Origin of the sequence: Tenacibaculum aiptasiae, assembly GCF_965221665.1 — a bacterium.
In the GTDB taxonomy this organism is placed as follows: Bacteria; Bacteroidota; Bacteroidia; order Flavobacteriales; family Flavobacteriaceae; genus Polaribacter; species Polaribacter aiptasiae.
Map to the genome: position 1 here is coordinate 273,911 of NZ_CBDCSN010000003.1, position 25,278 is coordinate 299,188.

25 protein-coding genes are annotated in these 25,278 nt (G+C 29.5%); 17 read left to right on the forward strand and 8 right to left on the reverse strand.

All coding sequences use genetic code 11. The features are described 5' to 3' along the window. Nucleotides 1-5: 5 nt before the first annotated feature. Nucleotides 6-845 carry a coiled-coil domain-containing protein gene (locus ACOQN8_RS12960; RefSeq protein WP_420553006.1) on the reverse strand — a complete coding sequence of 280 codons (840 nt, stop codon included), beginning with the start codon at nucleotides 843-845 and terminating at the stop codon, nucleotides 6-8. 157 nt (nucleotides 846-1,002) lie between these two features. After that, complete coding sequence (rlmH, locus tag ACOQN8_RS12965; RefSeq protein WP_420553007.1) at nucleotides 1,003-1,476, reverse strand: 23S rRNA (pseudouridine(1915)-N(3))-methyltransferase RlmH; 474 nt, start codon at nucleotides 1,474-1,476, stop codon at nucleotides 1,003-1,005. Nucleotides 1,477-1,634: 158 nt separating this feature from the next. Here rlmH and ACOQN8_RS12970 point away from each other — a divergent pair, with 158 nt between their 5' ends. The 13 genes from ACOQN8_RS12970 (at nucleotide 1,635) to ACOQN8_RS13030 (ending at nucleotide 18,749) form a co-directional block, all read left to right on the forward strand. Continuing rightward, on the forward strand, nucleotides 1,635-2,978 hold the full coding sequence (locus tag ACOQN8_RS12970; RefSeq protein ID WP_420553008.1) for a glycoside hydrolase family 99 protein: 1,344 nt from the start codon (nucleotides 1,635-1,637) through the stop codon (nucleotides 2,976-2,978). Between the two features lie 82 nt (nucleotides 2,979-3,060). Beyond that, the gene (gene nadC / locus ACOQN8_RS12975) at nucleotides 3,061-3,921 is read left to right on the forward strand and encodes a carboxylating nicotinate-nucleotide diphosphorylase (RefSeq protein WP_150899108.1); all 861 of its coding nucleotides are present in this window, start codon (nucleotides 3,061-3,063) and stop codon (nucleotides 3,919-3,921) included. Nucleotides 3,922-4,126: 205 nt separating this feature from the next. Continuing rightward, nucleotides 4,127-4,573, forward strand: coding sequence for a TlpA family protein disulfide reductase (locus ACOQN8_RS12980; RefSeq protein ID WP_175578667.1), 447 nt, complete (start codon nucleotides 4,127-4,129; stop codon nucleotides 4,571-4,573). Between the two features lie 80 nt (nucleotides 4,574-4,653). Beyond that, nucleotides 4,654-6,774 carry a M3 family metallopeptidase gene (locus tag ACOQN8_RS12985; RefSeq protein ID WP_420553009.1) on the forward strand — a complete coding sequence of 707 codons (2,121 nt, stop codon included), beginning with the start codon at nucleotides 4,654-4,656 and terminating at the stop codon, nucleotides 6,772-6,774. Next, on the forward strand, nucleotides 6,775-7,344 hold the full coding sequence (locus tag ACOQN8_RS12990) for a pentapeptide repeat-containing protein (RefSeq protein WP_420553010.1): 570 nt from the start codon (nucleotides 6,775-6,777) through the stop codon (nucleotides 7,342-7,344). It abuts the gene before it with no gap. Beyond that, on the forward strand, nucleotides 7,341-8,270 hold the full coding sequence (locus ACOQN8_RS12995; protein WP_235273953.1) for a YihY/virulence factor BrkB family protein: 930 nt from the start codon (nucleotides 7,341-7,343) through the stop codon (nucleotides 8,268-8,270). Before ACOQN8_RS12990 ends, ACOQN8_RS12995 begins: the two co-directional genes overlap by 4 nt. A 92-nt stretch (nucleotides 8,271-8,362) precedes the next feature. Continuing rightward, the gene (gene hisS / locus ACOQN8_RS13000) at nucleotides 8,363-9,727 is read left to right on the forward strand and encodes a histidine--tRNA ligase (RefSeq protein WP_420553011.1); all 1,365 of its coding nucleotides are present in this window, start codon (nucleotides 8,363-8,365) and stop codon (nucleotides 9,725-9,727) included. 70 nt (nucleotides 9,728-9,797) lie between these two features. After that, the gene (folE, locus tag ACOQN8_RS13005) at nucleotides 9,798-10,466 is read left to right on the forward strand and encodes a GTP cyclohydrolase I FolE (RefSeq protein ID WP_370630563.1); all 669 of its coding nucleotides are present in this window, start codon (nucleotides 9,798-9,800) and stop codon (nucleotides 10,464-10,466) included. A 299-nt stretch (nucleotides 10,467-10,765) separates the two neighbouring features. Continuing rightward, a complete protein-coding gene (locus ACOQN8_RS13010; protein ID WP_420553012.1) occupies nucleotides 10,766-13,615 on the forward strand; it encodes a TonB-dependent receptor in 2,850 nt (949 codons plus the stop codon). An 80-nt stretch (nucleotides 13,616-13,695) separates the two neighbouring features. Continuing rightward, nucleotides 13,696-14,964 (forward strand): DUF5690 family protein, encoded by a 1,269-nt coding sequence (locus tag ACOQN8_RS13015; RefSeq protein ID WP_420553013.1) that lies wholly within the window; start codon nucleotides 13,696-13,698, stop codon nucleotides 14,962-14,964. Then, a complete protein-coding gene (locus ACOQN8_RS13020; RefSeq protein WP_420553014.1) occupies nucleotides 14,948-16,114 on the forward strand; it encodes a TIGR03364 family FAD-dependent oxidoreductase in 1,167 nt (388 codons plus the stop codon). Before ACOQN8_RS13015 ends, ACOQN8_RS13020 begins: the two co-directional genes overlap by 17 nt. Beyond that, nucleotides 16,104-16,781 (forward strand): phosphonatase-like hydrolase, encoded by a 678-nt coding sequence (locus ACOQN8_RS13025; protein WP_420553015.1) that lies wholly within the window; start codon nucleotides 16,104-16,106, stop codon nucleotides 16,779-16,781. Before ACOQN8_RS13020 ends, ACOQN8_RS13025 begins: the two co-directional genes overlap by 11 nt. Before the next feature lie 150 nt (nucleotides 16,782-16,931). Next, nucleotides 16,932-18,749: an alkaline phosphatase family protein gene (locus ACOQN8_RS13030; RefSeq protein WP_420553016.1), complete on the forward strand. Its 1,818-nt coding sequence runs from the start codon at nucleotides 16,932-16,934 to the stop codon at nucleotides 18,747-18,749. 41 nt (nucleotides 18,750-18,790) lie between these two features. On the opposite strand, the gene ACOQN8_RS13035 is transcribed toward ACOQN8_RS13030, so the two are convergent. Then, entirely contained in the window at nucleotides 18,791-19,366 is a 576-nt protein-coding gene (locus ACOQN8_RS13035) for a helix-turn-helix domain-containing protein (RefSeq protein ID WP_150899096.1), read from the reverse strand. Nucleotides 19,367-19,594: 228 nt separating this feature from the next. Between ACOQN8_RS13035 and ACOQN8_RS13040 the strand changes: the two genes are divergently transcribed. Both ACOQN8_RS13040 and ACOQN8_RS13045 read left to right on the forward strand, forming a co-directional pair. Continuing rightward, entirely contained in the window at nucleotides 19,595-19,786 is a 192-nt protein-coding gene (locus ACOQN8_RS13040) for a cold-shock protein (protein ID WP_150899095.1), read from the forward strand. An 87-nt stretch (nucleotides 19,787-19,873) separates the two neighbouring features. Next, the gene (locus ACOQN8_RS13045; RefSeq protein WP_420553017.1) at nucleotides 19,874-20,074 is read left to right on the forward strand and encodes a YwbE family protein; all 201 of its coding nucleotides are present in this window, start codon (nucleotides 19,874-19,876) and stop codon (nucleotides 20,072-20,074) included. A 7-nt stretch (nucleotides 20,075-20,081) separates the two neighbouring features. On the opposite strand, the gene ACOQN8_RS13050 is transcribed toward ACOQN8_RS13045, so the two are convergent. From ACOQN8_RS13050 to mtaB, 5 genes are all read right to left on the reverse strand, one after another. Further along, entirely contained in the window at nucleotides 20,082-20,297 is a 216-nt protein-coding gene (locus tag ACOQN8_RS13050; RefSeq protein ID WP_420553018.1) for a hypothetical protein, read from the reverse strand. After that, nucleotides 20,297-21,199: a lytic transglycosylase domain-containing protein gene (locus ACOQN8_RS13055; protein WP_150899092.1), complete on the reverse strand. Its 903-nt coding sequence runs from the start codon at nucleotides 21,197-21,199 to the stop codon at nucleotides 20,297-20,299. The genes ACOQN8_RS13050 and ACOQN8_RS13055 overlap by 1 nt, the downstream gene beginning before the upstream one ends. Before the next feature lie 33 nt (nucleotides 21,200-21,232). Next, nucleotides 21,233-21,898, reverse strand: a complete 666-nt coding sequence (locus ACOQN8_RS13060) for an alpha/beta hydrolase family protein (protein ID WP_150899091.1) — start codon at nucleotides 21,896-21,898, stop codon at nucleotides 21,233-21,235. Continuing rightward, entirely contained in the window at nucleotides 21,898-22,635 is a 738-nt protein-coding gene (locus ACOQN8_RS13065) for a DUF6438 domain-containing protein (RefSeq protein ID WP_150899090.1), read from the reverse strand. Before ACOQN8_RS13065 ends, ACOQN8_RS13060 begins: the two co-directional genes overlap by 1 nt. A gap of 354 nt (nucleotides 22,636-22,989) precedes the next feature. Next, nucleotides 22,990-24,324 (reverse strand): tRNA (N(6)-L-threonylcarbamoyladenosine(37)-C(2))-methylthiotransferase MtaB, encoded by a 1,335-nt coding sequence (gene mtaB / locus ACOQN8_RS13070; protein ID WP_150899089.1) that lies wholly within the window; start codon nucleotides 24,322-24,324, stop codon nucleotides 22,990-22,992. A 129-nt stretch (nucleotides 24,325-24,453) separates the two neighbouring features. Here mtaB and ACOQN8_RS13075 point away from each other — a divergent pair, with 129 nt between their 5' ends. Both ACOQN8_RS13075 and ACOQN8_RS13080 read left to right on the forward strand, forming a co-directional pair. After that, nucleotides 24,454-24,954, forward strand: a complete 501-nt coding sequence (locus ACOQN8_RS13075) for a GNAT family N-acetyltransferase (protein ID WP_299120199.1) — start codon at nucleotides 24,454-24,456, stop codon at nucleotides 24,952-24,954. Then, a complete protein-coding gene (locus tag ACOQN8_RS13080) occupies nucleotides 24,951-25,274 on the forward strand; it encodes an antibiotic biosynthesis monooxygenase family protein (protein ID WP_420553019.1) in 324 nt (107 codons plus the stop codon). The genes ACOQN8_RS13075 and ACOQN8_RS13080 overlap by 4 nt, the downstream gene beginning before the upstream one ends. Nucleotides 25,275-25,278: the final 4 nt, after the last annotated feature.

Consider the following 25,278-nt stretch of genomic DNA (forward strand, 5'->3'; position numbering starts at 1 on the left):
TTGTTTTACCCTTTTAATTTGATTAATTCTGCTTTTTTAGCATCTATTTCACTTTGAATTTTGCTTAAACGCTTTTCAATTTTAATAATAATAGATTCTTTACGAGAAATACTTTCTTTAGAAGTTGAAGGATCATTTTTAGCAGCTTCTAGTTTTGCTTTCATTTTATCTAAACCTTCTTTACTACTAGTTAAAATCTCTTCATTAATACTAATATCGTCTTCTAAATCACTAATTAAAGTACTTTTTTCCTTAATGATAGATTTCTCTTCAGCTTTAATTTGATTATCTAATTCTTTTAATTTCTCAGCTTGTAAGCGTAAAGCTTCTTGTTCTTTTAAATAAGCAAGCTCCTTAGCTTTGCGTTCTTCTTCAAGTTTTTTACGAGCTGCTTCCAATTTTTGTTTACGAGAAGCTAAATCATTTTGATCATTGTTTGCAACTACAGAATTTTCCGTTTTTTGAGAACTAGAAGTATTTTTAGATGTGTTTCGCTTAGTTTTTCTAGCTAGTTTTCTTTTTAAAGAAGCTACTCCTTTTTTTTGATTTTCTAGTTGAGCGTTTAGTTTACCTAATCTCTCTTGCATGTTTGCTACAATTCTTTCTTTTCTATTAACTTCTCTTTTTGTAGCTTTCTTACTTTTTTTGAAATCTTCTAAATTTGCTTTTACACGTTTTAAAGCTTTAACACCACTAACTAAAATCTCTTCGTTAGCGCTGATTTGATTTTCTTTATTTTTTATTTCGATTTTTAATTTTTTAATATCGTTTTGAGCAGACATTTGCTGTAAACTGAAAAAATTAACAAAAAGAATAAAGGTTGCTAAAATTTTTAAATTTTTCATTTTAATTATTTGTTGTAATTTTCTAGATATTTTTCAAGGGGCGACAAAAGTATACTTTTTTTTACAATACCAAACACTTTATTAATGAATATATTAACCTTTTTTTTGAAAGTTTTAAATCAAGATAAATAACTGTATTGGAGAATGTAAAATTATATTATTCATGATGATAAGGTTCATTTTTTAAAATAGTAAAACCACGATAAATTTGTTCAACTATAAATAAACGAATCATTTGATGAGAAAATGTCATTTTAGATAGCGATATTTTTCCTTGAGCTTTTTGATAAACAGCCTCAGAAAAACCATAAGGTCCACCAATTACAAGTACTATTTGTTTAATTCCTGAATTCATTTTCTTTTGAAGAAATTGTGAGAATTCAATAGAGGTAAAATGTTTTCCTTTATCGTCTAGTAAAATGAGTTGATCTGTATTTTGAAGTTTTGATAAAATTAGCTGCCCTTCTTTTTCTTTTTGTTGAGTTTCACTAAGGTTTTTAACGTTTTTAATATCAGGAATAATTTCTAATTCAAACTTAACATAATGTTTTAACCTTTTTTGATATTCATCAATAAGTTGAATTAGATTTTTATTATCGGTTTTACCAATGGCAAGTAATTTTATTTTCATTATAAATTGTTTCGAAAGACAAAATTAAATCAAAAAAAGACAATTTTTTATACTGTTAAAAAACTTTTTTTAAATATCTTTATAAGAGCTAATTGTTTGTTTATTAAAAAGTTAAAGAAAAAATGAAAGTACGTTTATTAAAAAAAACGTTACTTGTTTTGTCGATTTTATTCGTCATTTCATGTAACGAAGAAAGCCTAGTTGAAGAAAATAAAAGTTTACAAGAATCCCCCCAAAAAATAGATTACTATGAGGATTGGATGAAAAACTTAGGAGATTATGATTTAGAAAAAATACTTGAAGAAGAAGAAAAAAATATGCTCAGTCGTAGTACTACTGTACCAAAATCAGCAAAAAGAACTTCCGAAAAACCAATATTAGTACATTATATGCCTTGGTTTAGATCTTCACAAATAGATGGAGATTGGGGGCAACACTGGACAATGACAAATAAAAATCCTGATATTATTAATTCAGAAGGAGAAAGGGAAATTGCTTCACATTATTATCCGTTGATAGGACCCTATTCAACAAAAGATAAAGACTTACAACAATATCATTTATTATTAATGAAATTAGCAGGAGTTAATGGGGTAATTTTTGATTGGTATGGGAAAAGAGATGTATTGGATTTTGAAGAAATAAAACAAGGAATGGAAAGTTTTGTTTCGGAATTAGACAAAACTAATTTAGATTTTGCAGTGATGTATGAAGATAGAGTGGTGAGAGAACAAGCTAGGAGTTTAACTCAATTACAAATTACTCAAGCGGTAGGAGATTTAAGATATATAGAAGATAAATATTTATCGAAAGAAAATTATGTTCGGATAGAAAATAATCCATTATTAATGGTTTTTGGTCCTAGTTATATTGACGATCCTGTTGATTGGACCACTATTTTAAATTCAATAAATACTAATATGAGTTTGTTGTCGTTATGGAACGCCTCTACTACATTAGGTAGTACTAATACATCGGGAGAATATGCTTGGATTGATAGAAATCATTTAACTACATTGTCAGGTTATTATTTGAATAATGTAGACTTTAATAAAGATATTGTTGGAGGAGTAGCTTATCCAAGATTTGATGATTTTTATATAGAGGGAGGATGGAAATCGCCAACTGATGATGATTGGAGTTTAGAAGGAAGAGGAGTTGATGTGTTTAAAGAATCGTTTGATGAATCATTAAGGCACCCTGTTGATTTTATCCAGATAGCTACATGGAATGATTTTGGAGAAGGAACACAAATAGAACCAACCAAAGAGCATGGTTTTTCTTATTTAGAAGCATTACAAGAATATACCCAAACAACATACAAAAAAGGAGATTTAAGAGTACCATACTATATCTATAAATTAAGAAAACAACATTCAAATAACTTTATGGTAAAGTTTTTAATGGATGTAGCTCATTGGTATGCAATGAACAATAGATTAAAAAAAGCAAAGCGTTTAGTATGTATTACCATTCATTATTTTGGAGGTAATTTTTCGTAATAATATTACATTTTGAACTTTTTATATAGTATTGTCTAATTCTTGATGAAAGTAGTATTTTTACATCAAGAATTAGAGTACTATGATTTCAAAAGAACAATTTAATAAAGAGTTAGATTTAATTATAAAAAATGCAATACGAGAAGATATAGGAGATGGTGATCATACTTCATTATCTTGTATACCATCTGATGCAACTGGAAAAGCAAAACTACTAGTAAAAGACAAAGGAATAATAGCAGGAGTAGAGTTTGCTAAAAAGGTTTTTAGTTATGTAGACGAAACCTTAGAGGTGGAAACATTAATCAATGATGGGGATGAAGTTGAATATGGAGACATTGTTTTTTATGTTTCAGGAAAATCACAATCTATTTTAATGGCAGAGCGTTTAGTATTAAATGCTATGCAACGTATGAGTGCTATTGCAACAAAAACTAAGTTTTTTGCAAACTTATTAGAGGGAACAAAAACAAAAGTATTAGATACTCGTAAAACTACTCCAGGTATACGTGCATTGGAAAAATGGGCGGTAAAAATAGGTGGTGGAGAAAATCACCGATTTGCTTTATACGATATGGTTATGATTAAAGATAATCATATAGATTTTGCTGGGGGAATAACTCAAGCAATTACCAAAACTCAAAAGTACTTAGCGGAGAAAGATTTAGATATTAAAATTATAGTTGAAGCCCGTAGTTTGGAAGAAATTGAAGAAATTTTATCAAATGAAGGTGTATACAGAATTTTAATAGATAACTTTAATTATGAAGATACACGTAAAGCTGTAGCGTTAATTGGCGATAAATGTTTAACGGAATCTTCAGGTGGAATTAATGAGAAAACAATCAGAGAATATGCAGAATGTGGAGTTGATTTCATTTCATCAGGAGCTTTAACGCACTCTGTTTATAATTTAGATTTAAGCTTAAAAGCTGTAGATTAATCAATTGAATAAAGTACAAGAAACCTTGTAAATAGGTTTCAATAGTGTTAAAAGATTAAAAACTCAAGGATGTAATTATAAATTATGCTTGAGTTTTAATATGTTTGCTAAATATTATTAATATAAAATTCCCTTATCTCCAATGAAGAAAAAATTACGTATATTTTTTACATGTTTATTAATGTTTAGTTCCTGTTTTCAATTAATGAGTCAAAAAATTGATGTAGGAAGTAAAGCTGTTGATTTTACAGGATATGATGTGAAATCAAAAAAACGAATTAAATTATCTCAGTATAAGAATAAGAAGAATGTATTGTTAAACTTTACAGCAACCTATTGTGGACCTTGTTGGAAAACATATCCACACATGGATAAACTTCAACAAAAGTATCCTTCAGATTTAAAAGTAATTTCTGTGCACGGAGATGAAAAAAAGGATACTTGGTATAAAATTGCAAAACGCTTAAAAATAGATTTTAAGAGTGCAACAATTTGGAATGTTGATGAAAAGGAAAAAATAAAGAAGATTTATGATATAGATCAGTACCCTGTTTTCTTTTTAATTGATAAAAAAGGAATTATTGTTGACAGATGGGTTGGTAATAAGAAAAAGTATATGGATTATTCAGTTAAATATTTAATTGAACCATAATTTAACATTTTAGTGAAATCCTGTTTTGTAAAACTTTTTACAAATTAATAAATAGTTCAGTTTAACTTAAAATAAGTAAAATGAAAAAACATATAGTCATTGTCGCTGCGCTTACTTTTATGGTGAGTTGTAATACCAAAGAAACCAAAAAGGAAACTAAAGAAAATACTGATATGAGTGTGACTACAACAAATAATCCTTTGTTAGTAAAAAGTACATTAGATTATGGAGCACCAGATTTTACTAAAATAAAAAACGAGCATTTTATGCCTGCTATTTTAGAAGGTATGAAAGTGCAAAATGAAGAAATAGCTAAAATTGTTGAGAATAAAGAAGCACCTACTTTTGAAAATACCATACTAGCTTTAGAAGAAAGTAGTAAAACATTAGATAATGTAACAGCAGTTTTTTATGCATTGGCAGGAGCTAATACAAACGATACAATTAAAGGTATTCAAAAAGAATTAGCACCGAAGTTTTCTAAACACAATGATGATATTTTATTAAATACAGAACTATTTGCTAAAATAAAAACAGTTTATAATGCATTAGATACTTTAAATTTAGATGAAGAGTCTAATCATTTAGTAAAAGAATATTACAAGAATTTTGTAAAAGCTGGAGCAAATTTATCAGAAGATAAAAAAGAAAAATTAAAAGAGATTAACTCTGAAATAGCAAGTTTGTCAAACGATTTTGGTAAAAAGTTATTAGATGCAAGTAAAAAAGGAGGAGTTGTAGTTGAAGATAAGGGGAAATTAAAAGGACTTTCAGAAGAAAAAATTAAATCCATAGAAAAAGATGGTAAATATGAAATCCAGTTAATTAATACAACACAACAACCATCATTACAAGCATTAGAGAATAGAGAAGTTCGTAAAGATTTATTTGAAAAATCAATTCACAGAACAGATGCTGGAGAATATAACACTAGCGATCTAGTAAAGAAAATGGTGTCTTTAAGAGCTGAAAAAGCTAAGATTTTAGGTTTTGATAATTATGCAAGTTGGAGTTTACAAGGAACAATGGCATCTACACCAGCTAAAGTTTTTGAAATGTTTAATGGATTAATTCCAGGATCATTAGAAAAAGTAGCTTCAGAAGTAAAAGAAATACAAGCAGAAATAAATAAAGAAGGAGGAGATTTTAAATTAACACCATACGATTGGAACCATTATGCAGAAAAGGTTCGTAAATCGAAGTATAATTTAAATGAAGAAGAAGTAAAACCTTATTTCGAAGTAACAAATGTTTTAGAAAAAGGAGTTTTTTATGCGGCAACAAAACTGTATGGTATTACTTTTAAAAAGCGTACAGATATTCCAACATATCATCCAGATGTAGTAGTATATGAAATCTTCGAAGAGGACGGAAGTCCATTAGGATTATATTATGGAGACTTCTTTGCAAGAGATAGTAAAAGAGGAGGAGCATGGATGAGTGCTTTTGTAAAACAATCAAAACTAAGAGGACAAAAACCAGTAATTTACAATGTATGTAACTCACCAAAACCAGCAGAAGGAGAGCCAGCTTTAATAAGTTTTGATGAAGTAGAAACAATGTTTCATGAGTTTGGACATGCATTACATGGATTATTTGGAAATCAAAAATATGCTTCAATTTCAGGAACAAGTACTTCGAGAGATTTTGTAGAGTTCCCATCACAGTTTAATGAAAATTGGGCAACGCATCCAGAAGTACTAAATAATTACGCATTACATTATAAAACAGGTGAAGTAATTCCAGCATCATTATTAAAAAAGATAAAAGATGCAGGAACGTTTAATCAAGGATATTCAATTATTGAAAACTTATGTTCTTCTAATTTAGATATGCAATGGCATACAATTTCAGTAGATGATAAAATAGAAGACGTCGCAAAATTTGAAGAAGAAGCATTAAGTAAAATGAAATTAAAAGTATCTGAGGTACCACCAAGATACCGTTCAACATATTTTGCACATATATTTAGTGGAGGATATGCAGCAGGTTACTATTCATACTTATGGACAGAAATGTTAAGTCACGATGCATACGATTGGTTTAAAAACAATGGATTATTAACACGTGAAAATGGACAAAAGTTCAGAGAACAAATCTTGTCAAAAGGAAATACGATGGATTATGCAGAAATGTATAAAACTTTTGCAGGAAGAGATCCAAAAGCAGCTCCGATGTTAAAAGCAAGAGGATTAAAATAAATGAACGATTATTTCGATAGCGAAACGTTTTCTAAAATTGATTTTAGTACAACCAAAATCAAAAAAGGAGAATATGACAATTGTACGTTTGAAAATTGTAACTTCGAAGGTATCCATGCGTCTAATATTCAATTCTTAGAATGCGAGTTTATCGATTGTAATTTTAGCAATACTATTATAAAAGGCACTTCTCTAAAAGAAGTGTCTTTTGTGAATTGTAAAATGATTGGAGTAAAGTTTAATGAATGTGATCCATTCTTATTAGAGTTTAGTTTTAAAAATTGCCAGTTAAACTTTTCGTCATTTTATCAGTTAAAAGTTCCTAAAACAAGATTTATAAATTGTAATTTACAAGAGGCAGATTTTACAGAAGGAGATTTACATCAGTCTACCTTTGAAAATTGCGATTTAAATGGAACAATTTTTGAAAAAACAGTTATAGAAAAAGCAGATTTTAGATCGGCAAAAAACTTTTCAATCGATCCAGAAAATAATCGATTAAAAGGAGCAAAATTTTCACTAGAAAACAGTGTTGGTCTATTACGGAAGTATAATATAGTTATTGAATGACTAAATTAATTGAAGATAAGTTAAAGAAAGTACCAGTATTAAATTTATTGGTGGCCTTTGGGAAAAAAATAAAAATTCCCGGCCTAGAAGGAATGTCCTTATACGACGTATTAGAAATGTACATAATAGGTATTGTAAAAGGAGCTTTAACAACAAGAGCAGGAGGAGTTGCTTTTAGTTTTTTTATGGCAATATTTCCATTTATGCTATTCATACTATCTCTTATACCTTACATTCCAATAGATGGTTTTCAAGACAATCTTTTTAGTTTAATCCAAGAAATGCTGCCACCAAAAACATTTGATGCTGTAGCAATTGTATTAAAAGATATTGTAAATAATCAGTATAGTGGGTTATTGTCTTTTGGTTTTTTAGCTTCTATTTTTCTAATGACAAATGGTGTAAATGCTATTTTTGGAGGTTTTGAATATTCGTATCATGTAAAAGAAATGAGAAGTGTATTCAGAGCATATTTCATTTCATTAGGAGTTTCATTATTAATGTCACTTTTCTTAATTGTAACTGTAGTTTTAATTATTTTTTATCAACTAGCATTAGCAAGAATAGACCAAGCAGGTTGGTTAAACACAGCAGATTTGAACTTATTTTACTGGGGACGTGGTTTACTGTTCTTATTAATGATTTTTACCATTGTATCCTTATTATTTAGATTTGGTACCAAACAAGGAAAGGAAGTGAAATTCTTTTCACCAGGAGCAATATTAACTACTATATTATCATTATTCACATTCTACTTATTTGGAATATATGTAGTAAAATTTGCAACTTATAACAAATTATATGGATCGATAGGAACATTGTTAGTCTTAATGTTGTTTGTATGGTTAAATGCTATTATACTACTTTTAGGCTTTGAATTGAACGCTTCTATTTATCGATTAAAACGAAGAAATAAAACTTCATAATTATCCTATAAATTCAGATATTTGCGCTTGCAGAAGAACAAGGTAGTTTTTCTGTTAACAAGTAATATCTAAATTTAGAATTCATAATTCATATGAAACCAAGTATACCAAAAGGAACAAGAGATTTTTCATCAAGTGAAGTAGCCAAAAGAAATTATATTTTTAATATAATAAGACATTCGTTTGAAAACTTTGGATTTCAACCAATTGAAACACCAAGTTTTGAAAACTCTTCAACTTTAATGGGAAAGTATGGAGAAGAAGGAGATCGATTAATTTTTAAGATCTTAAATTCTGGTGATTATTTAAAAAAGGCTGATGAAACTTTGTTAGCAGATAAGAATAGTAAAAAGTTAACATCACAAATTTCAGAAAAAGCACTTCGTTACGATTTAACTGTGCCTTTTGCACGTTATGTAGTACAGCACCAAAACGATATTACTTTTCCGTTTAAACGCTATCAAATACAACCAGTTTGGAGAGCAGATCGTCCACAAAAAGGTCGTTTTAGAGAGTTTTATCAATGTGATGCCGATGTAGTTGGAAGTAAATCGTTAGTACAAGAAGTAGAGTTTGTACAATTATACGATACTGTTTTTAGTAAGTTAGGATTGGTAGGAACGACTATCAAAATTAATAATAGAAAAATATTATCAGGTATTGCAGAGGTAATTGGAGCATCTGATAAGCTAATAGATTTTACAGTAGCTTTAGATAAGTTAGATAAAATAGGAAAAGAAGGAGTTGTTAAAGAAATGCTTGAAAAAGGAATTTCTGAAGCAGCTATTGAAAAAGTAGATCCATTATTTAACTTTTCAGGTACTAATCAAGACAAGTTAGCATCATTAGAAGAGATGTTAAAAGGCTCTGAAGAAGGAATTCAAGGAGTAAATGATTTACGTACTGTAGTAAATATGATTGAAGAGTTAGGGTTAACATCAGCTACTTTGGAGTTGGATGTAACACTAGCACGTGGATTGAATTATTATACAGGAGCTATTTATGAAGTAGCAGCACCAAAAGGTGTCAAAATGGGGTCTATCGGTGGTGGAGGTCGTTATGACGACTTGACAGGAATTTTTGGACTAAAAGATGTAAGTGGAGTTGGAATTTCTTTTGGGTTAGATCGTATCTATCTAGTTATGGAAGAACTGAATTTATTTGAGGTAGTAGAATTGCCTAAGCCAAAAGTATTATTCATAAATTTTGATGAAAGTCAGAGTTTATCTAAGATTAAAGCGATTAAGGAGTTAAGAAATAACAACATAAAATCTGAATTATATCCAGATGTAGCTGGAAGTATTAAACAACAAAAGAAACAATGGAAGTATGCTACGAATAGAGAAATTGATTTTGTAGTAACAGATATAGAAAACGGTACACTTGTTGTTAAAAATATGAAGGCAGGAGAACAATTTAATTGTACTGTCAACGAATTGATTAACAAACTACAGTAAATTAACAACATTATATTGTAAATTTGCGCCTTAATAACAGAAAGAAATGTTTGAAGTGAATAACAACAAAATGAATGACGAAAGAATAGATGAGATTGGGGAGAACCACGTAGGTACCTCAGCTCAAACTCCATTAAGAGCAGACGCTTTTGATATTTCGGATAAAGAAAAAATAGAAAAAATACAGGAAAGTGTTAAAGATATTCTAGAAACTTTAGGAATGGATTTAACGGATGATAGTATGCAAGGAACTCCTAAAAGAGTAGCTAAAGCTTTTGTCAATGAATTATTCATGGGGTTAAATCCAAAGAACAAACCTGCTGCATCTACTTTTGATAATACATATAAGTACGGTGAAATGCTAGTAGAAAAAAATATCATTGTATATTCTACTTGTGAGCACCACTTATTGCCAATTATAGGAAGAGCACATGTGGCTTATATTTCAAAAGGAAAAGTTATTGGTTTATCTAAAATGAACCGTATTGTTGAGTATTATGCTAAACGTCCACAAGTACAAGAGCGTTTAACAATGCAAGTAGTACAGGCAATGCAAGAAGCTTTAGGAACAGATGATGTTGCTTGTGTTATTGATGCAAAACATTTATGTGTAAATTCTAGAGGAATTAAAGATATAGAAAGTAGTACAGTAACAGCTGAGTTTGGTGGAGCATTTAAAAACAAAGAAACTAAACGTGAGTTCTTAGACTATATAAAATTAAATACTGACTTCCAATAGGAAAAAGTCTTTACAAATATTTAAAAAACTCTCAACTTTTAAAGTTGAGAGTTTTTTGTTTTAGTATAGTTTGAAAATAGCTTAACATAAAAGGAAAGTAGGTATAATAAATCCTTTTAACCTCATTTATAAATTAACAGCTATTTACAATAAATTAAAGTTTACTTTCTTCACTTAACAATTTTATTACGCTAAAATAGCTTTCTCTAAAAGTTTTCTTAATATCAAAAAGTTTACAAATAGTAAAATTATATAGTGATTTGTAGTAATTAAATTTAACTATTGTAAAACTAAACAAAATGAATTATTTAAAACTTTTATTAAGTACAATACTTGTTCTTTTTATAAGTACTGCTGTTTTAGCACAAAAATCTACCATTACTGGGGTAGTTAGCGATGGAAGTTATCCACTTCCAGGAGCTAGTGTTGTAGTTGTAGGAACTACAAAAGGGGTAAATACAGATATTGACGGAAACTTTGTCTTGAGTAAAGTTGATATAGGAGAAATCGAATTAGAAATATCATATATAGGTTTTCAAACAAAAAAAGTAAAAGTATCCTTAGAGGAAGGAGCTCAAAAAAATATAGGAGTTGTAACATTAATTTCTTCTTCACAAGAATTAGATGAAGTAATTATTAGCGGTGGTACACGAAGAAATAGCGAAGCTAAAGCATTAAGTATTCAAAAGAAATCGATGAGTATTATGAATGTTATTGCAGCTGATGGTATAGGTAAATTACCAGATCGTAATGCTGCAGAAACTGTTCAACGTATTCAAGGATTATCTATAGAAAGAGACCAAGGTGAAGGGCGTTTTGTATCGGTAAGAGGATTGCCACCATTTTGGACATCTACCACTATTAACGGAAATAGGATTCCAACAGCTGAAGAAGAAACTACTTCAAGAGCAACAGCATTCGATTTTTTTCCTTCAGAATTAATATCATATGTGCAAGCTGCAAAAGCATTTACTCCCGATATGGAAGCAGATGGAATTGGAGGAGGAGTAAACTTTATAACGCAAACAGCTCCTACTAAACAGATTCTAAGTATAAACATTGGAGGAGGTTATAACGATAAATCAGGTAAGCCAATTTATAATGCGTCGTTAACTTATGGTGATAAAAGTAAGGATGGAAAGTTTGGTTTTATTATCAATGGATCTTATTGGAATAGAAACTGGGGAACAGATAATTTTGAAGCTCGTAGAAAAGGAGATGAAGGAGTGTTTAGAATGGAGTTAAGAGATTATAATGGTGTAAGAATAACAACAGGTTTAAATGGAGCCATGGAATATAATTTTACACCAGATCATAAAATGTACTTTAGAGGGGTTTATGGTACGTTATCAGATACAGAAACACATTACAAACACAGAGTTCGTTTTGATAAATTCGATTCAGGTACCAATACTGCTAGAGTAGAATTGCAGAATATTTATAACGAACTTATTACAGAAATGTTTGGTGGAGAGCTTGGAGGAAAACATTCATTAACAAATGGTAAGCTTGATTGGAGTATTGCTTCTTATTCAAATGAATTTAGATATGGAAACATTCCTACAGCAAAAGATAAAAGTTATTATGTAGTTAAGTTTAAACAAGATGGTATTGGTATAAAACCAACATACTTAGATAATAGACCAACAGCTAATGGAGGAGCAGGAGATGATAGAGCATATTGGAAAGCAGATGGAGGTTTGTTAGACTATAAAGATACAGACGCCTTATTTGGTTTCTTTAGTGACCCAAATTTTAAAATGGATGCAACACAAATGTCTTTTTCTGATTTAGAGTTATATAAAATTTCAATTAAAGAGCGAGATAATATAGTAGCTGCATTAAATTATGAACATACTATAAACGATAATTTTAAAATTAAAGTAGGAACAAAGTTTAGAGATAAAGATCGTAGAGCAACATTTGAAGATTTGTATTATGGATGGTCAGGAGCAGGAGCTACACCAGTTTTATCAGATTATTCACAATATTTAATGAATCAACCAGGGAAGGCAGATTTCTTAAAAGAAATGGGGTCTAATATTCAATCAACATTTAGTCCAGTGCTATCTCAAGCTGGAATGAAAAACTTTTGGATAACAAACCAAACTAATTTATCAGTTTTACCGGGAGATTCATCAGCCTTACAATTTAATAGTGGTTTAGGTAGAAACTTCAATGTAGATGAAACTCATTTATCATTCTATGGTATGGGGACTTTAAAAGCGTCTGAACAATGGACTATTTTAGGAGGTTTAAGAGCTACAAAAACAGAAACAAAAGTAGATGGGTATGTTGTTGAAAACAATGTTTTAACCAAAGCCATGAATACGAAAAGTTATTGGGCAGTATTACCAATGTTACACATTAAATATTCTCCAAAAAAGGATATGAATATTCGTTTTGCAGCTACAAGAAGTTTTTCAAGGCCAAATTTTGGAGACATTTCACCATCTGGAACTTTTATTTCTTTCGATAACGAATTTAAAGGAGGGAATCCAAACTTAAATCCAACATTTTCATGGAATTTCGATTTGTTAGGAGAGTATTATTTTAAAAATGTAGGAGTAATCAATGCAGGTTTTTTCTATAAATCAATAACAGATCCAGTATTTAATGATACTTACCAAGGAACTTATAATGGACAAGCGGGAGTAGAATTTAGTACACCAACAAACGGTGCTGATGCTTGGATTGCAGGTATGGAATTAGGAATAAATAAGCGTTTCGATTTCTTACCTGGTTTCTTAAAATATTTTGGAACACAAGTAAATGTAACATTTATGGATTCTGAGATGATAAAGCCAAGTGGTAGAAAAGTATCTACTCCATACCAAGCAGGAACTTTATTCAATGCACAATTATTCTTTGAAAAAGGAGGGTTTAATACAAGGTTAGCATTCAATCATAAAGGAAGCTATGCTATTGGATTTGGAGAAAGAGATATCGATGATGTGTACTATGGAACTTACAATACCTTAGATTTTTCAGCATCATATCAAATAGGGAAAAATTGGACAATATATACCGATGTAAATAACATTTTAAACAATCCTCTAATTTATCACTATGGGAAAACAGAGGATCGTCCTAAACAAGTAGAATACTACGGTATTAAAGGAAACATTGGTGTGAAGTTTAGTCTATAAGCTATGAGTAAAGATTTGAATTAAATGCAAAAACAAAGCTCTCAAATACTTGAGAGCTTGTTCTGTAAAATAAAAAAAATATGCGTTTACGATTTTTATTACAAGCTTCCATAGCCGCATTCGGAACTTATTTCTGTATGTATGCATTTAGGAAACCATTTACGGTAGCAACATTTGCTAACGAATCATTCATAGGAATAGATTATAAAATATTACTCATAATAGCTCAAGTAATAGGGTATACACTATCTAAGTTTATAGGAATTAGAATAATCGCTGAGATGAAAAGCTCAAAAAGAATATTGTTTTTAATAGGCTTTATTCTTTTTGCTGAATTAGCTCTTTTAGGTTTTGCTACAGTTCCTGCTCCTTATAATATAGCATGTTTATTTTTTAATGGACTTCCTTTAGGAATGATTTGGGGAATAGTATTTTCTTATTTAGAAGGTAGAAAAGCTACCGAGTTATTGGGAGTTATTTTATCATCAAGTTTTATCGTGTCTTCAGGCGCTGTAAAATCGGTAGGTAAAATAGTTTTAGATACATTTCACTTTAATGAGTATTGGATGCCTTTTATAACAGGAGGATTTTTTATTATTCCACTAATCTTTTTTGCTTGGTTATTAGAAAGACTACCTGAACCAACAAAAGAAGATAAATTGCTTAGAACAGTAAGAAAACCATTAGATAAAACTGAAAGAAAGAGGTTATTTAAAAAATTTGCAATTCCATTAACTCTTATAGTTTTCTTCTTTATGCTATTGACATCTATTAGAGATTTTAGAGACAATTTTGCTAGAGAAATTTGGGATGCATTAGGATATGAAGATGCGTCAATTTATAGTATATCAGAAATACCAATAGCAATAACAGTACTAATAGTTTTAGGTTTTATAGGGAGTGTAACTAAAAACTTTAAAGCTTTTATGTATTATCATTATGTATTGATAATTGGCTGTACTTCAATTATTATTTCAACTTTATTATTTCAACAGTCATTAATTTCTCCCTTAGTATGGATGACGATTTCAGGATTAGGTTTGTATAGTTGCTATGTACCATTCAATGGAATTTTCTTTGATAGAATGATAGCCACTTTTAAAATTAAAGGTAACGTTGGCTTTTTAATATACATAGCAGATGCATTTGGTTATTTGGGTAGTATACTCATTTTACTATATAAAAACTTTGGAAAAGGCGATATTTCTTGGCTAAGCTTTTTCATAACAGCTTTATACTTTTTAGCATTTATAGGACTAATAATAACTACTTATTGTTTTCAATTTTTTAGAAAAAAACATAAAAAACCAATACAAATACAAGAATTAATTTATGAACAACAAATATGATTTAATTGTAGTGGGAGGTGGAGTTTTAGGAACTTTCCACGCATATCATGCAGCAAAAAAAGGACTATCGGTAATAATTTTAGAAAAAGATGCAAAACCGAATGGAGCTACAGTACGTAATTTTGGACAAGTAGTTCCTTCAGGAATGAATCAGAAATGGCAAAATTTTGGAAGAGAAAGTTTAGCTATTTATAAAGAAATTCAAAAAGAATTTGATATTACTATTAGGCAAAATGGAACGGTATATCTAGCTTCAAATGAAGAAGAGGTTCAGTTGATAGAAGAACTTCATGAAATTAATAAGCAAAATAACTATACATCTGAACTATTTACAAAACAGCAATGTTTAAATAAGTACGACGGTTTGAGAAGTGATTATTGTAAAGCAGGTTTATTTTTTCCTCAAGAAGTAACGGTAGAACCAAGAACAATGATTTTACAATTGCATTCTTTTTTGAAAGAGCAAGGTATTCAAGTTTGTTACAATACCACAGTAATAAATACAGAAGAAATAAATGGAGAAGTACAAGTGACATCTTCAAATGGAGAAGAGTATAAAGCATCAAAAGTTTTGATATGTAACGGATCAGATTTTAAAACCTTATACCCTTCAATTTATAATGAAAGTGATTTAGTAGTTTCTAAATTACAAATGATGCAGACAAAACCACAAGGTAGTTACAAGTTAAATGGTTCTATTTTAACAGGTTTAACTATTAGACGTTATGAAGCTTTTGAAGAATGTCCATCATGGAATTTAATCAAATCGAAAGAAGATCCAAATAGTTTTGAAAAAAAATATGGAGTGCACATATTATTTAAGCAAGCTACTGACGGATCTATAATATTAGGCGATTCACATGAATATGCAGATGCAAAGAATATTGATAGTTTAGGTTTCGATTTAAAAGAAGAAATAGACAGTTTTATGCTACAAGAAGCAAAGAAAATTATAGAGTTACCAAACTATGAAGTCCAGCATCGTTGGGCAGGATTTTATAGTCAATGTAAAACCAAAGATATTTTTGAACACACTATAGGAGATAATATACATATAGTAACAGGTATAGGAGGGAAAGGCATGACGGGTAGTGCTGGATTTTCAAAAGAAAAAATTAACGAGGTATTTAATTTAGTATATGATAAATAAAGAGATACAAATGGTTGTTTTTGATATGGCAGGAACAACAGTAAATGAACAAAATGTAGTTTATAAAACGCTACATAAAGCGTTAAATGAATATGGAGTTGATGTAGATTTACCTACAGTTTTAAAATTAGGAGCTGGGAAAGAAAAACATCAGGCAATAAAAGATGTATTGAATTTTAGAAAAACAAATCAATTAATAGAATCAGAAACCATTTTTGAAGCTTTCAAAATCTTATTAAATAAAGCTTATAAAGATTTAGAAGTAAAACCAATAAAAGGGGTACAAAGAGTTTTATTAAATCTTAGAGAAGAAGGTATAAAAGTAGTTTTAAATACAGGGTATAATAGAGAAGTAGCTACTTTATTATTGGAAAAACTACAGTGGGATGAAAAGATACATTACGATGCACTTATAACAGCAAGCGACGTAGTAAAAGGGCGTCCTCATCCTGATATGATTTTTAAAGCAATGGAGTTGTTTAATATAACAGATGCTTCTACAGTTTTAAAGGCAGGTGACTCTGCTATAGATATAGCAGAAGGAAAAAATGCAGGCTGTGGAATAACAATAGGTGTATTGTCTGGAGCACAAACTCAAGAACAACTAGAAGAAGAAAAACCAACCTATATTTTAAATTCGTTAACAGCTATTAATGAAGTTTTTTGATAGTTTAAATAATTGTAAAACATTTGTTTATGAAAATTAAAGTTAATGTTAGCTAGATTATTATAAGATTAATATTCATAAAGTAGGGTTTTAAAAGTTTACTAATAGTATATATTTAAATAATAAATTAACTAATAGTAAACTTTTTTTATGAAAACAAATTATTTTTTAAAGCTTTTGGCTTTAACTTTTACACTAACAATTACAAGTTGTCAGGAAAACGGATTGGAAGAGATAACTTCTAAACAAAAAAAATCAAGTAAAAATGTTGCATCAAAATCATCACTAAAAAAGAAGGTTTTGGTTGTAGGCTTTGATGGTATTCAGTTTGAGAAAATTTCAGAAACATCAACACCAAACTTGGATAAGTTAAATATTGTGAAAGCTTATGCTGGTGGAATTGATAATACAGCATCAGAGCAAAAAACAAGTAGTGGACCAGGTTGGACTACTATTTTAACAGGAGTTTGGGTAAACAAACATGGTGTAGCAGATAATAGTACATCAAACAAATCTAAGGTGAAGAGTGTTTTTGAGTTAATTAAAAACTCTAAACCAAATTTAAAAACAGCAAGTGTAGTTACTTGGGCTCCAATTCATGACTTTTTTAGAGATAAATTAAATTTTATCGATTATCATTCTAAGAGTGGAGGAGATGAAAACAGTGTAACAGGAGCTATTCATGCGATTAAAAATGAAGAATCAGATTTCGTTTTTGTTCATTTGGATGATGTAGATGGAGTAGGACATTCATTGGGATTTGGTAATTCATATAACAAAGCAATAACGAAAGCAGATGAGCAATTTGGGAGAATTGTAGCTGAAATTGAAAAAAGAACTGATGAAGATTGGTTAATTATGGTGGTTACCGATCATGGTAGAGGAAGTGGTGGATATAACCATGGAGGACAAACTACTCAAGAGAAAACTATATTTGTGGGAATGAATAAAGTGGGAAATGAAGAGTTTACTTCTTCAGTACCTACAATTCCAAATAAAGACTATCAAGGAATTTATGGTTATGTAGCTCAAACAGCTATAGTACCATCGGTATTAACCCATTTAGGTATTTCAATTCAAAAAGAATGGCAACTAAATAGTACTTCATTAATTGGTAATGTTGGAGTTAGAAAAGTTATGATGCATAACTTAAACACAATTTATTGGAGTTCTAATTCATCAGGGAATGTTGAAATTTATAAAAATAATTCATTCTTAAGTTCTATTTCAGCGTCACAAGGTTTGTATACAGATATTAGTTCTGATGGAAGTGTTAATTATACATTAATGTTAAACGGACAAAGTGGTTCAGTAGCTTTAAATAATTCAAAAATTATAGCGGGGTTGGATTGGAATGATATGATAAATAACAGAGCTTATTTTTTTAGAAGTGATAATAAGTATGTGCGTTACAATAAAACATTGGATAAATCAGATAGTGGATATCCAAAGGAAACAAATAATAGTTCATGGCCAGGACTTGGAGCGTATAAAGAAGCAATTAGCGCAGCTTTTAAATGGCATAATAATAAAGGGTACTTTTTTTTGAATGATGGTAGATATATACGTTATGATATGAATTCAGATTCAGTAGACTCAGGGTATCCAACTACAATTACAAATGGAAATTGGCCAGGTTTAGAACCATATAAAAATAAAATAATAGCAGCACTAAATTGGAATAATAGTAAGGCATACTTCTTTTTAAATGATGGAACCTATATTAGATATAGTATTAGTAATGATAAGGTTGATTCTGGATATCCAAAGCCAATAAATAATAGTACATGGCCAGGATTAGGAGATTATAAGACTAAAATTACTGCAGCTGTAGATTGGAACTCGACATTTTGTTATTTCTTTTTAAATAATAATACTTATATAAAGTATAGCAAAATAACAGATAGTGCAGTTTCAGGATATCCCAAGCCTGTAAATAATAGTACATGGCCAGGTTTAAATAATTAAAAATAAATTTTTAAAATAGGTAGAATTCAAATGAGTTCTGCCTATTTGTTTTCAGAATAAAAGTATAAAACCAGCATGGTACAATCTTTATCAGATTTGTTGATAGGAACATGAGGATTTCTTCCATCAAAATATAGAGAGTCTCCTTCAGAAACTAATACTTCTTCATTATTTATTAAATAAGTACATTCGCCACTAATAATAAATTTAAATTCCCAAGCATCAGTAACAACCTTTTCTCTTTTAGAATTTGGTTTAATGTTTAAAATAACAGCTTCAAAACCTATAGCAGATAAACTTTTACTAAATAAATGATGATAGGTAAAACCTTCTGCTTCTACTTCTTTTTCAATAAGTTGTTGTTGGTCTTTTGAAATGTGAATGTAATTGGCAGTTTGAGAATTTTCTATTCCTCTAAAAAAAGTACTAGCATCAATTTTTAAAGCACTAATTAATTCTAACAAAACAGGCAAAGAAGGAATAGTTCTTCCATTTTCTATTCTTGAAATCAAACCATTAGAAACACCTGCGTTTGAAGCTACTTCACTAATGGTTAATTTTTGTTCTTTTCTGATGGTTTTGATACGTTTACCAATACCTATTAAAAAATTATTCATAGAGTAATTTTGAAAATTAAATGTAAATAAAAACTACGAATATTTAGAGTACTTATTTTAAAAAGTAAAAATATTACTTCAAGCAAATAAAGCGCTAAATCTTTTCAAGAAACTTATGTGAATAAAATAATTATAATAAAATCAATAAATTAGGTTTAAATAGAAAAAATGGCAGTACCTTTGGCAAAAGTTGTAGGCACTTAAGCAAACAACACATAATTTTTTATAATGAATAAAGGTACTGTAAAATTTTTCAACGAGTCAAAAGGATTTGGATTTATCGTTGAAGAAGGAACAAACAAAGAACATTTTGTACACGTTTCTGGATTAATTGATGAAATCCGTGAAAACGACGAAGTAGAATTCGAGTTACAAGAAGGAAGAAAAGGATTAAACGCTGTTAACGTAAGAGTATTATAATATATAGATTACCAGAGTAAACTTTTTAATGAGAAAAGCCTATCATAGTTGATAGGCTTTCTTATTTTTATATTTTAATTGAATTAAATGAAAGACGGAAGAAATAGAAAAGATATAATGATTGGTTTAGAAGTTGAGGTTGTTCAAAAAAATCATCAAAGAACTGGAGAATTAACTGTAGGAATTGTAGGGAGAATATTGACGAAATCGTCAAATCATCCCCATGGAATTAAAGTGCAATTAGAATCAGGAATTGTAGGTAGAGTTAAAAATATAATCGATAATTAAAACTAAATTATTCTTCTTCGTTAATTTGTTTTAATTTTTTTACACCATCAATTAAAAACCACCCAGCAAACAATACTCTAATAAGTACAAAAATATACTTGTTTTCGGTTTTAAAATTTAAAATAACTCGGTAGCTCTCTAAATCTTGAGAAAACCTAGAAAAAGTGTTAACAAGAATAAAAATACCGATAGCTATATATATAATAGGTAATATTTTTTTCATTATTTAATAGGGATTTTAAGAGTGTATTCTTTACGACTTTTATTATTAAGTTTTGTTTCTCTTAACCATGGATTTACCAACTTTAAATCTTTATAAGTCACACCACAAGTCTTAGCAAAACTCGCAATATTTGTTATAGCAGTGTCTACTTTAATTTCATAAGTGTCAGGGAAGGTATAAAGGTCTTCTTTGTCAAATACAAAACCATATTTTTTAGGATTCGACATTACTTCTTTTAAAGCTAAAATTCTAAAAACATATCTACCAGTTTCGGTATTTAAAAGTAAATCGTAATAATCGCTTACTTGTTGTTGCTTCATACGTTGCGATATTCTTCCATTTCCAGCATTGTAAGCTGCTGCTGCAAGTGTCCAAGAACCTAATTTTTTCTTAGCCTTTTTTAAATATTCGGCAGCAACTCTTGTCGATTTTTCTAAGTTATAACGTTCATCAACATTTCTATTAACTTCCAATCCGTATTCACGTCCAGTTGCTGGCATAAAATGCCAATACCCAGCAGCTCCTTTAGAAGAAGGGATGTTAATTAAAGCACTTTCGGCAACGCATAAATATTTAAAATCGTCAGGTAAACCATATTCTTTAAGCAAAGGTTCTATAATAGGAAAAAACTTGTTGGCTCTTTTTATTAATAATAACCCGTTAGATTGCCAGTAAGTATTAACAAGTAATTCGCGGTCCATTCGCTCTTTAATATCTGCTCTTTCTAAGGGAACACGTTCTCCAGCCAATTCCATATACTTTGGAACTTTAACGGCTCTAATTTCATAGCTTTCTGCTACATTTTTAACTTCTGGTTCATTAGATTGACTAATGGTGTTCGTAAATAACACTCCTACAAAAACGACTGTAGTGAGTGATAAGAATCGTATTGATTTATTCATCCTCTTTATTTTTTTGTTGAAGTTACTTTGGTATTAAGCATTCAAAAAGCATTCCTTTTCTAATATTTTAGAAATAGTTTTTGCTTTATTAAGAATCATAATATGGGTTCCATTTTCAACCTCAATATAATTTTCTATGTGTTTTACAGGAAATACTTCATCTTTATTTCCATGAATATGAATTACATTTTTTAAAGGCTCTTCTTGTTGCCAATGTAATACATTGTAAATAGCCCATTGTAAATAGTCTTTATCTCTTATTGATAAGTATAACTTATACAATTCAGCTCTTTTCTTTAAATAATCATTAAAGAAATAATGCTCATAGCTTTCAATATTCGCTATAATGTTTGAAGGGAAAAGCTTATAAGCTCTTGTTATTTGAGCTATTTTTAAGCGTTTGGGTAGTTCTTTGTTGGTTTTTATACTAGATATAAGAATGACTTTTTTACAGTTAATGAGCTTACTCATTTCTTGTACCATAACACCTCCAAAAGATACTCCTACTAATATAGGGTTTTTATGTTGAATATTAGCACACATTCTTTGTGCATATTCTTCAATAGTTTCATTTAGTGATTTTGGTAATATCCAACTTAAATAATGAAGCTCAAAATGTTCGTCTGATAAAGAAAGATACTCAAATATTTTAATGTTTGCGGCTAAACCGGGAACAAAATACACATGAGTTTTTGCCATTAGTTAAAGAATTTTTTATCTAGTAAAATACCTTCAATGTATTCGTGTACGTTAATTAATGCATCTGGAATATCATTCCACAAACGGATTTTTATTTGTTTTCCTTTATAGGTAATAAATGTACTAGGTAAATCGGTAATACGTTCATTGTCGTATACGTCTTTAAAGCTATCAAAATCTCCCTCGTTTAGCATTTTAGTAAGTTTATTAAACTGTTCTTCCGAAAGTTTGAACTCATGTTTTCCTTTTTCATTAACATATTGAATACCGTTGTAAGTTACATTACCATCTTTGTCAATAGATAGTTCATAAACAGGGCAATCGCCAAAACAAGGAGTTTTTCTCATAGATAATAATCTATTTTCATACTCTTCTTTAATATTGTTTAGGCTAACTGTTTTATTTTTTTCAACAGATTTAAAAGAACCAGACTCTTCCAAACGTTGTATCCAAAAGTCAACTTTATCTTTAGGAACAGTAATTAAAGCAATTTTTAAATCCTTTTGATCAAAAATTAAATTGTTCCAAGTAAGTCCGCTATTGTTTACCAATGCTTTCGCATCCTTAACTTTTTGAGGGTCTTTTAGAACAAGAATTAACTCATTATTAATAATTTCAGGCTTTTTAACTTCTTCTTTTACAACGTTTTCTTTTTCTTCTACGTTACTTTTGTTATCCTTTTTTGGAGCGTTACAAGCTAATGCAAAAACTAAAAAAGATAATAGCAGGTATCTCATAATTTTATTTAAAATCAATTAATATCATTTATAGCTTAAAATTAAGCTATTTTTTATCATTAAAAATAAATAAATCAAACTTTTTATCAATTAGCCATACGGGAAGCCATATGAATAAAAGGATACAGTTTATAAGAGTCATTAGAATAGGAGTTTTACGTCGAATAAATATGTCGCATAAAAAGTCTAAAAAGCTAGAGTATGATTCTACACCGAAAAAATGTTTAATACTTTTAGGTTTTATACTTCTAATAATATCAATTCTATTTTTATAGAAAGTAACAATAAAGAAAAGTATTCCTAAGGAAAAAAAGCATTTAAAGAGAAAAGCCCAGTTTTCTAAACTCATTAAGTTTAATTAAGAACACTGTTTTCTACAAAATCGAAACGGACAATACCATCTTCATCAATTTTTGTTAGAGTAACGGTATGTAAAGTATTCACTAACTCAGGATTCCAAGGAGTTTTTACTTTTACGTAGTTTTCAGTAAAACCATGTATGTATCCTTCTTTATTTTCGCTTTCAAATAATACAGTTAACGTATTTCCAATTTGAGTTTCATAAAAAGCTCTACGTTTTTTTACAGATAAACCACGTAGCATTTTACTACGTTTTGCACGAACATTTTTAGGAACAACTCCGTCCATTTCAACAGCTTCTGTATTAGGCCTTTCAGAATATGTGAAAACGTGTAAATAAGAAATATCCATTTCACTTAAATAGTTGTATGTTTCTAAAAATAATTCATCAGTTTCACCAGGGAAACCAACAATTACATCAACACCAATACAAGCATTTGGCATTACTTCTTTAATTTTTGTAACCCTGTCAGTATATACTTTACGTAAGTACCTACGCTTCATTCTCTTTAACAAAGTATCGCTACCAGATTGTAAAGGAATATGGAAATGAGGAACAAAAGTATCTGAGTTTGCAACAAAATCTATCGTTTCATCTTTTAATAGATTTGGTTCAATAGATGAAATACGTAAACGATGAATTCCTTCAACAGTATCTAAAGCTTTAACTAACTCTAAAAAGGTGTGTTCGTGTCTTTTATTACCAAATTCACCTTTACCATAATCACCAATATTAACACCAGTTAAAACAATTTCTTTAATGCCTTTTTCAGAAATTTCTTTGGCGTTTTTCATTACGTTTTCTAAGGTGTCAGAACGAGAAATACCTCTAGCTAAAGGAATAGTACAATAAGTACATTTATAATCGCATCCATCTTGTACTTTTAAGAAAGCACGAGTACGATCGCCAATAGAATAAGCACCAACATAAGAATCAGCTTCTTCAATTTCACAAGAATGAACCTCCCCAATATCGTTTTTGGTTAAGTCATTTATATAACTAGTAACATTAAACTTTTCTGTAGCACCTAATACTAAATCAACACCATCAACAGCAGCTAATTCTTCAGGTTTCAATTGTGCATAACATCCAACACCAATAACAAAAGCATTGTCGTTTTTCTTTAAGGCAGATTTTACAATACTTTTAAAACGTTTGTCGGCATTATCGGTTACCGAACAAGTATTAATTACATACACATCTGCTTTTTCTTCAAATTCAACACGTTCAAAACCTTCATTTACAAAGTTTCTAGCAATGGTAGAAGTTTCCGAAAAATTTAATTTACAACCTAAAGTGTAAAAAGCTACTCTTTTATCTGCATTCATTCTTTTCTCAATCCTTAATAAAAAATAAAAACCTTGTATAAGTCTTTAATTTTTTAGAAGTTCGTATAGTTTATGTTATTAAAACTGTATGTATTCAGTTTTACAATTTGCAAAAATACGATATTATTCATGATTTTTGAAACCGAAAGATTAGTCATTAGAAAATTAGAATTATCTGATTTAGAAGGCTTTTTTAAATTAGAAAGTAATCCGTTAGTATTACAATATGCAACAGGGGAGGTCAAAACGCTTTCTGAATGTGAAATTGAACTTAAAGACTTGATAAAGAAGTATGATGAAGAAGGAAATGATTTTTGGATTTACACTATTGAACGAAGATCAGACAAAGAGTTTATAGGAACAGTTGCATTGGTAAAAGATGAAGAAGGAAATGATGAAATAGGATACCGATTTATACAAGAATATTGGGGGAATGGTTATGCTACAGAGATTTGTGAATCTTTAATTAACTATTGCAAATCAGTAGGAATGAAAAAACTGATAGGTTGTGTGGTAGACGAAAATATTGCTTCAGCTAAAATTTTAAAACGATTTAATTTTAAAGAAGTAGAGAAATTTGTTAGTGATGATATTGGTTTACCAGAAACAAAATATGAATTGATATTATGATAGAAGACTCGTTAACTCCACCTTATTATGCTGTGATTTTTACAACAATTCTAACAAATAATTTAGAAGGTTATAGTGAGATGGCTGAAAGAATGGAGGTTCTTGCAAAACAACAAGAAGGTTATTTAGGGATTGAGTCGGCTAGAGCAGATATAGGTATAACGGTTTCTTATTGGAAAAGCTTGGAAGCTATTACAGTATGGAAAAATAATATTGAACATACAGAAGCTAGAGAAATAGGAAGAGAAAAATGGTATAAAAAATATCAATTACGAATATGTAAAGTAGAACGAGAATATGGATTTGAAAATAAGGATTAATTAG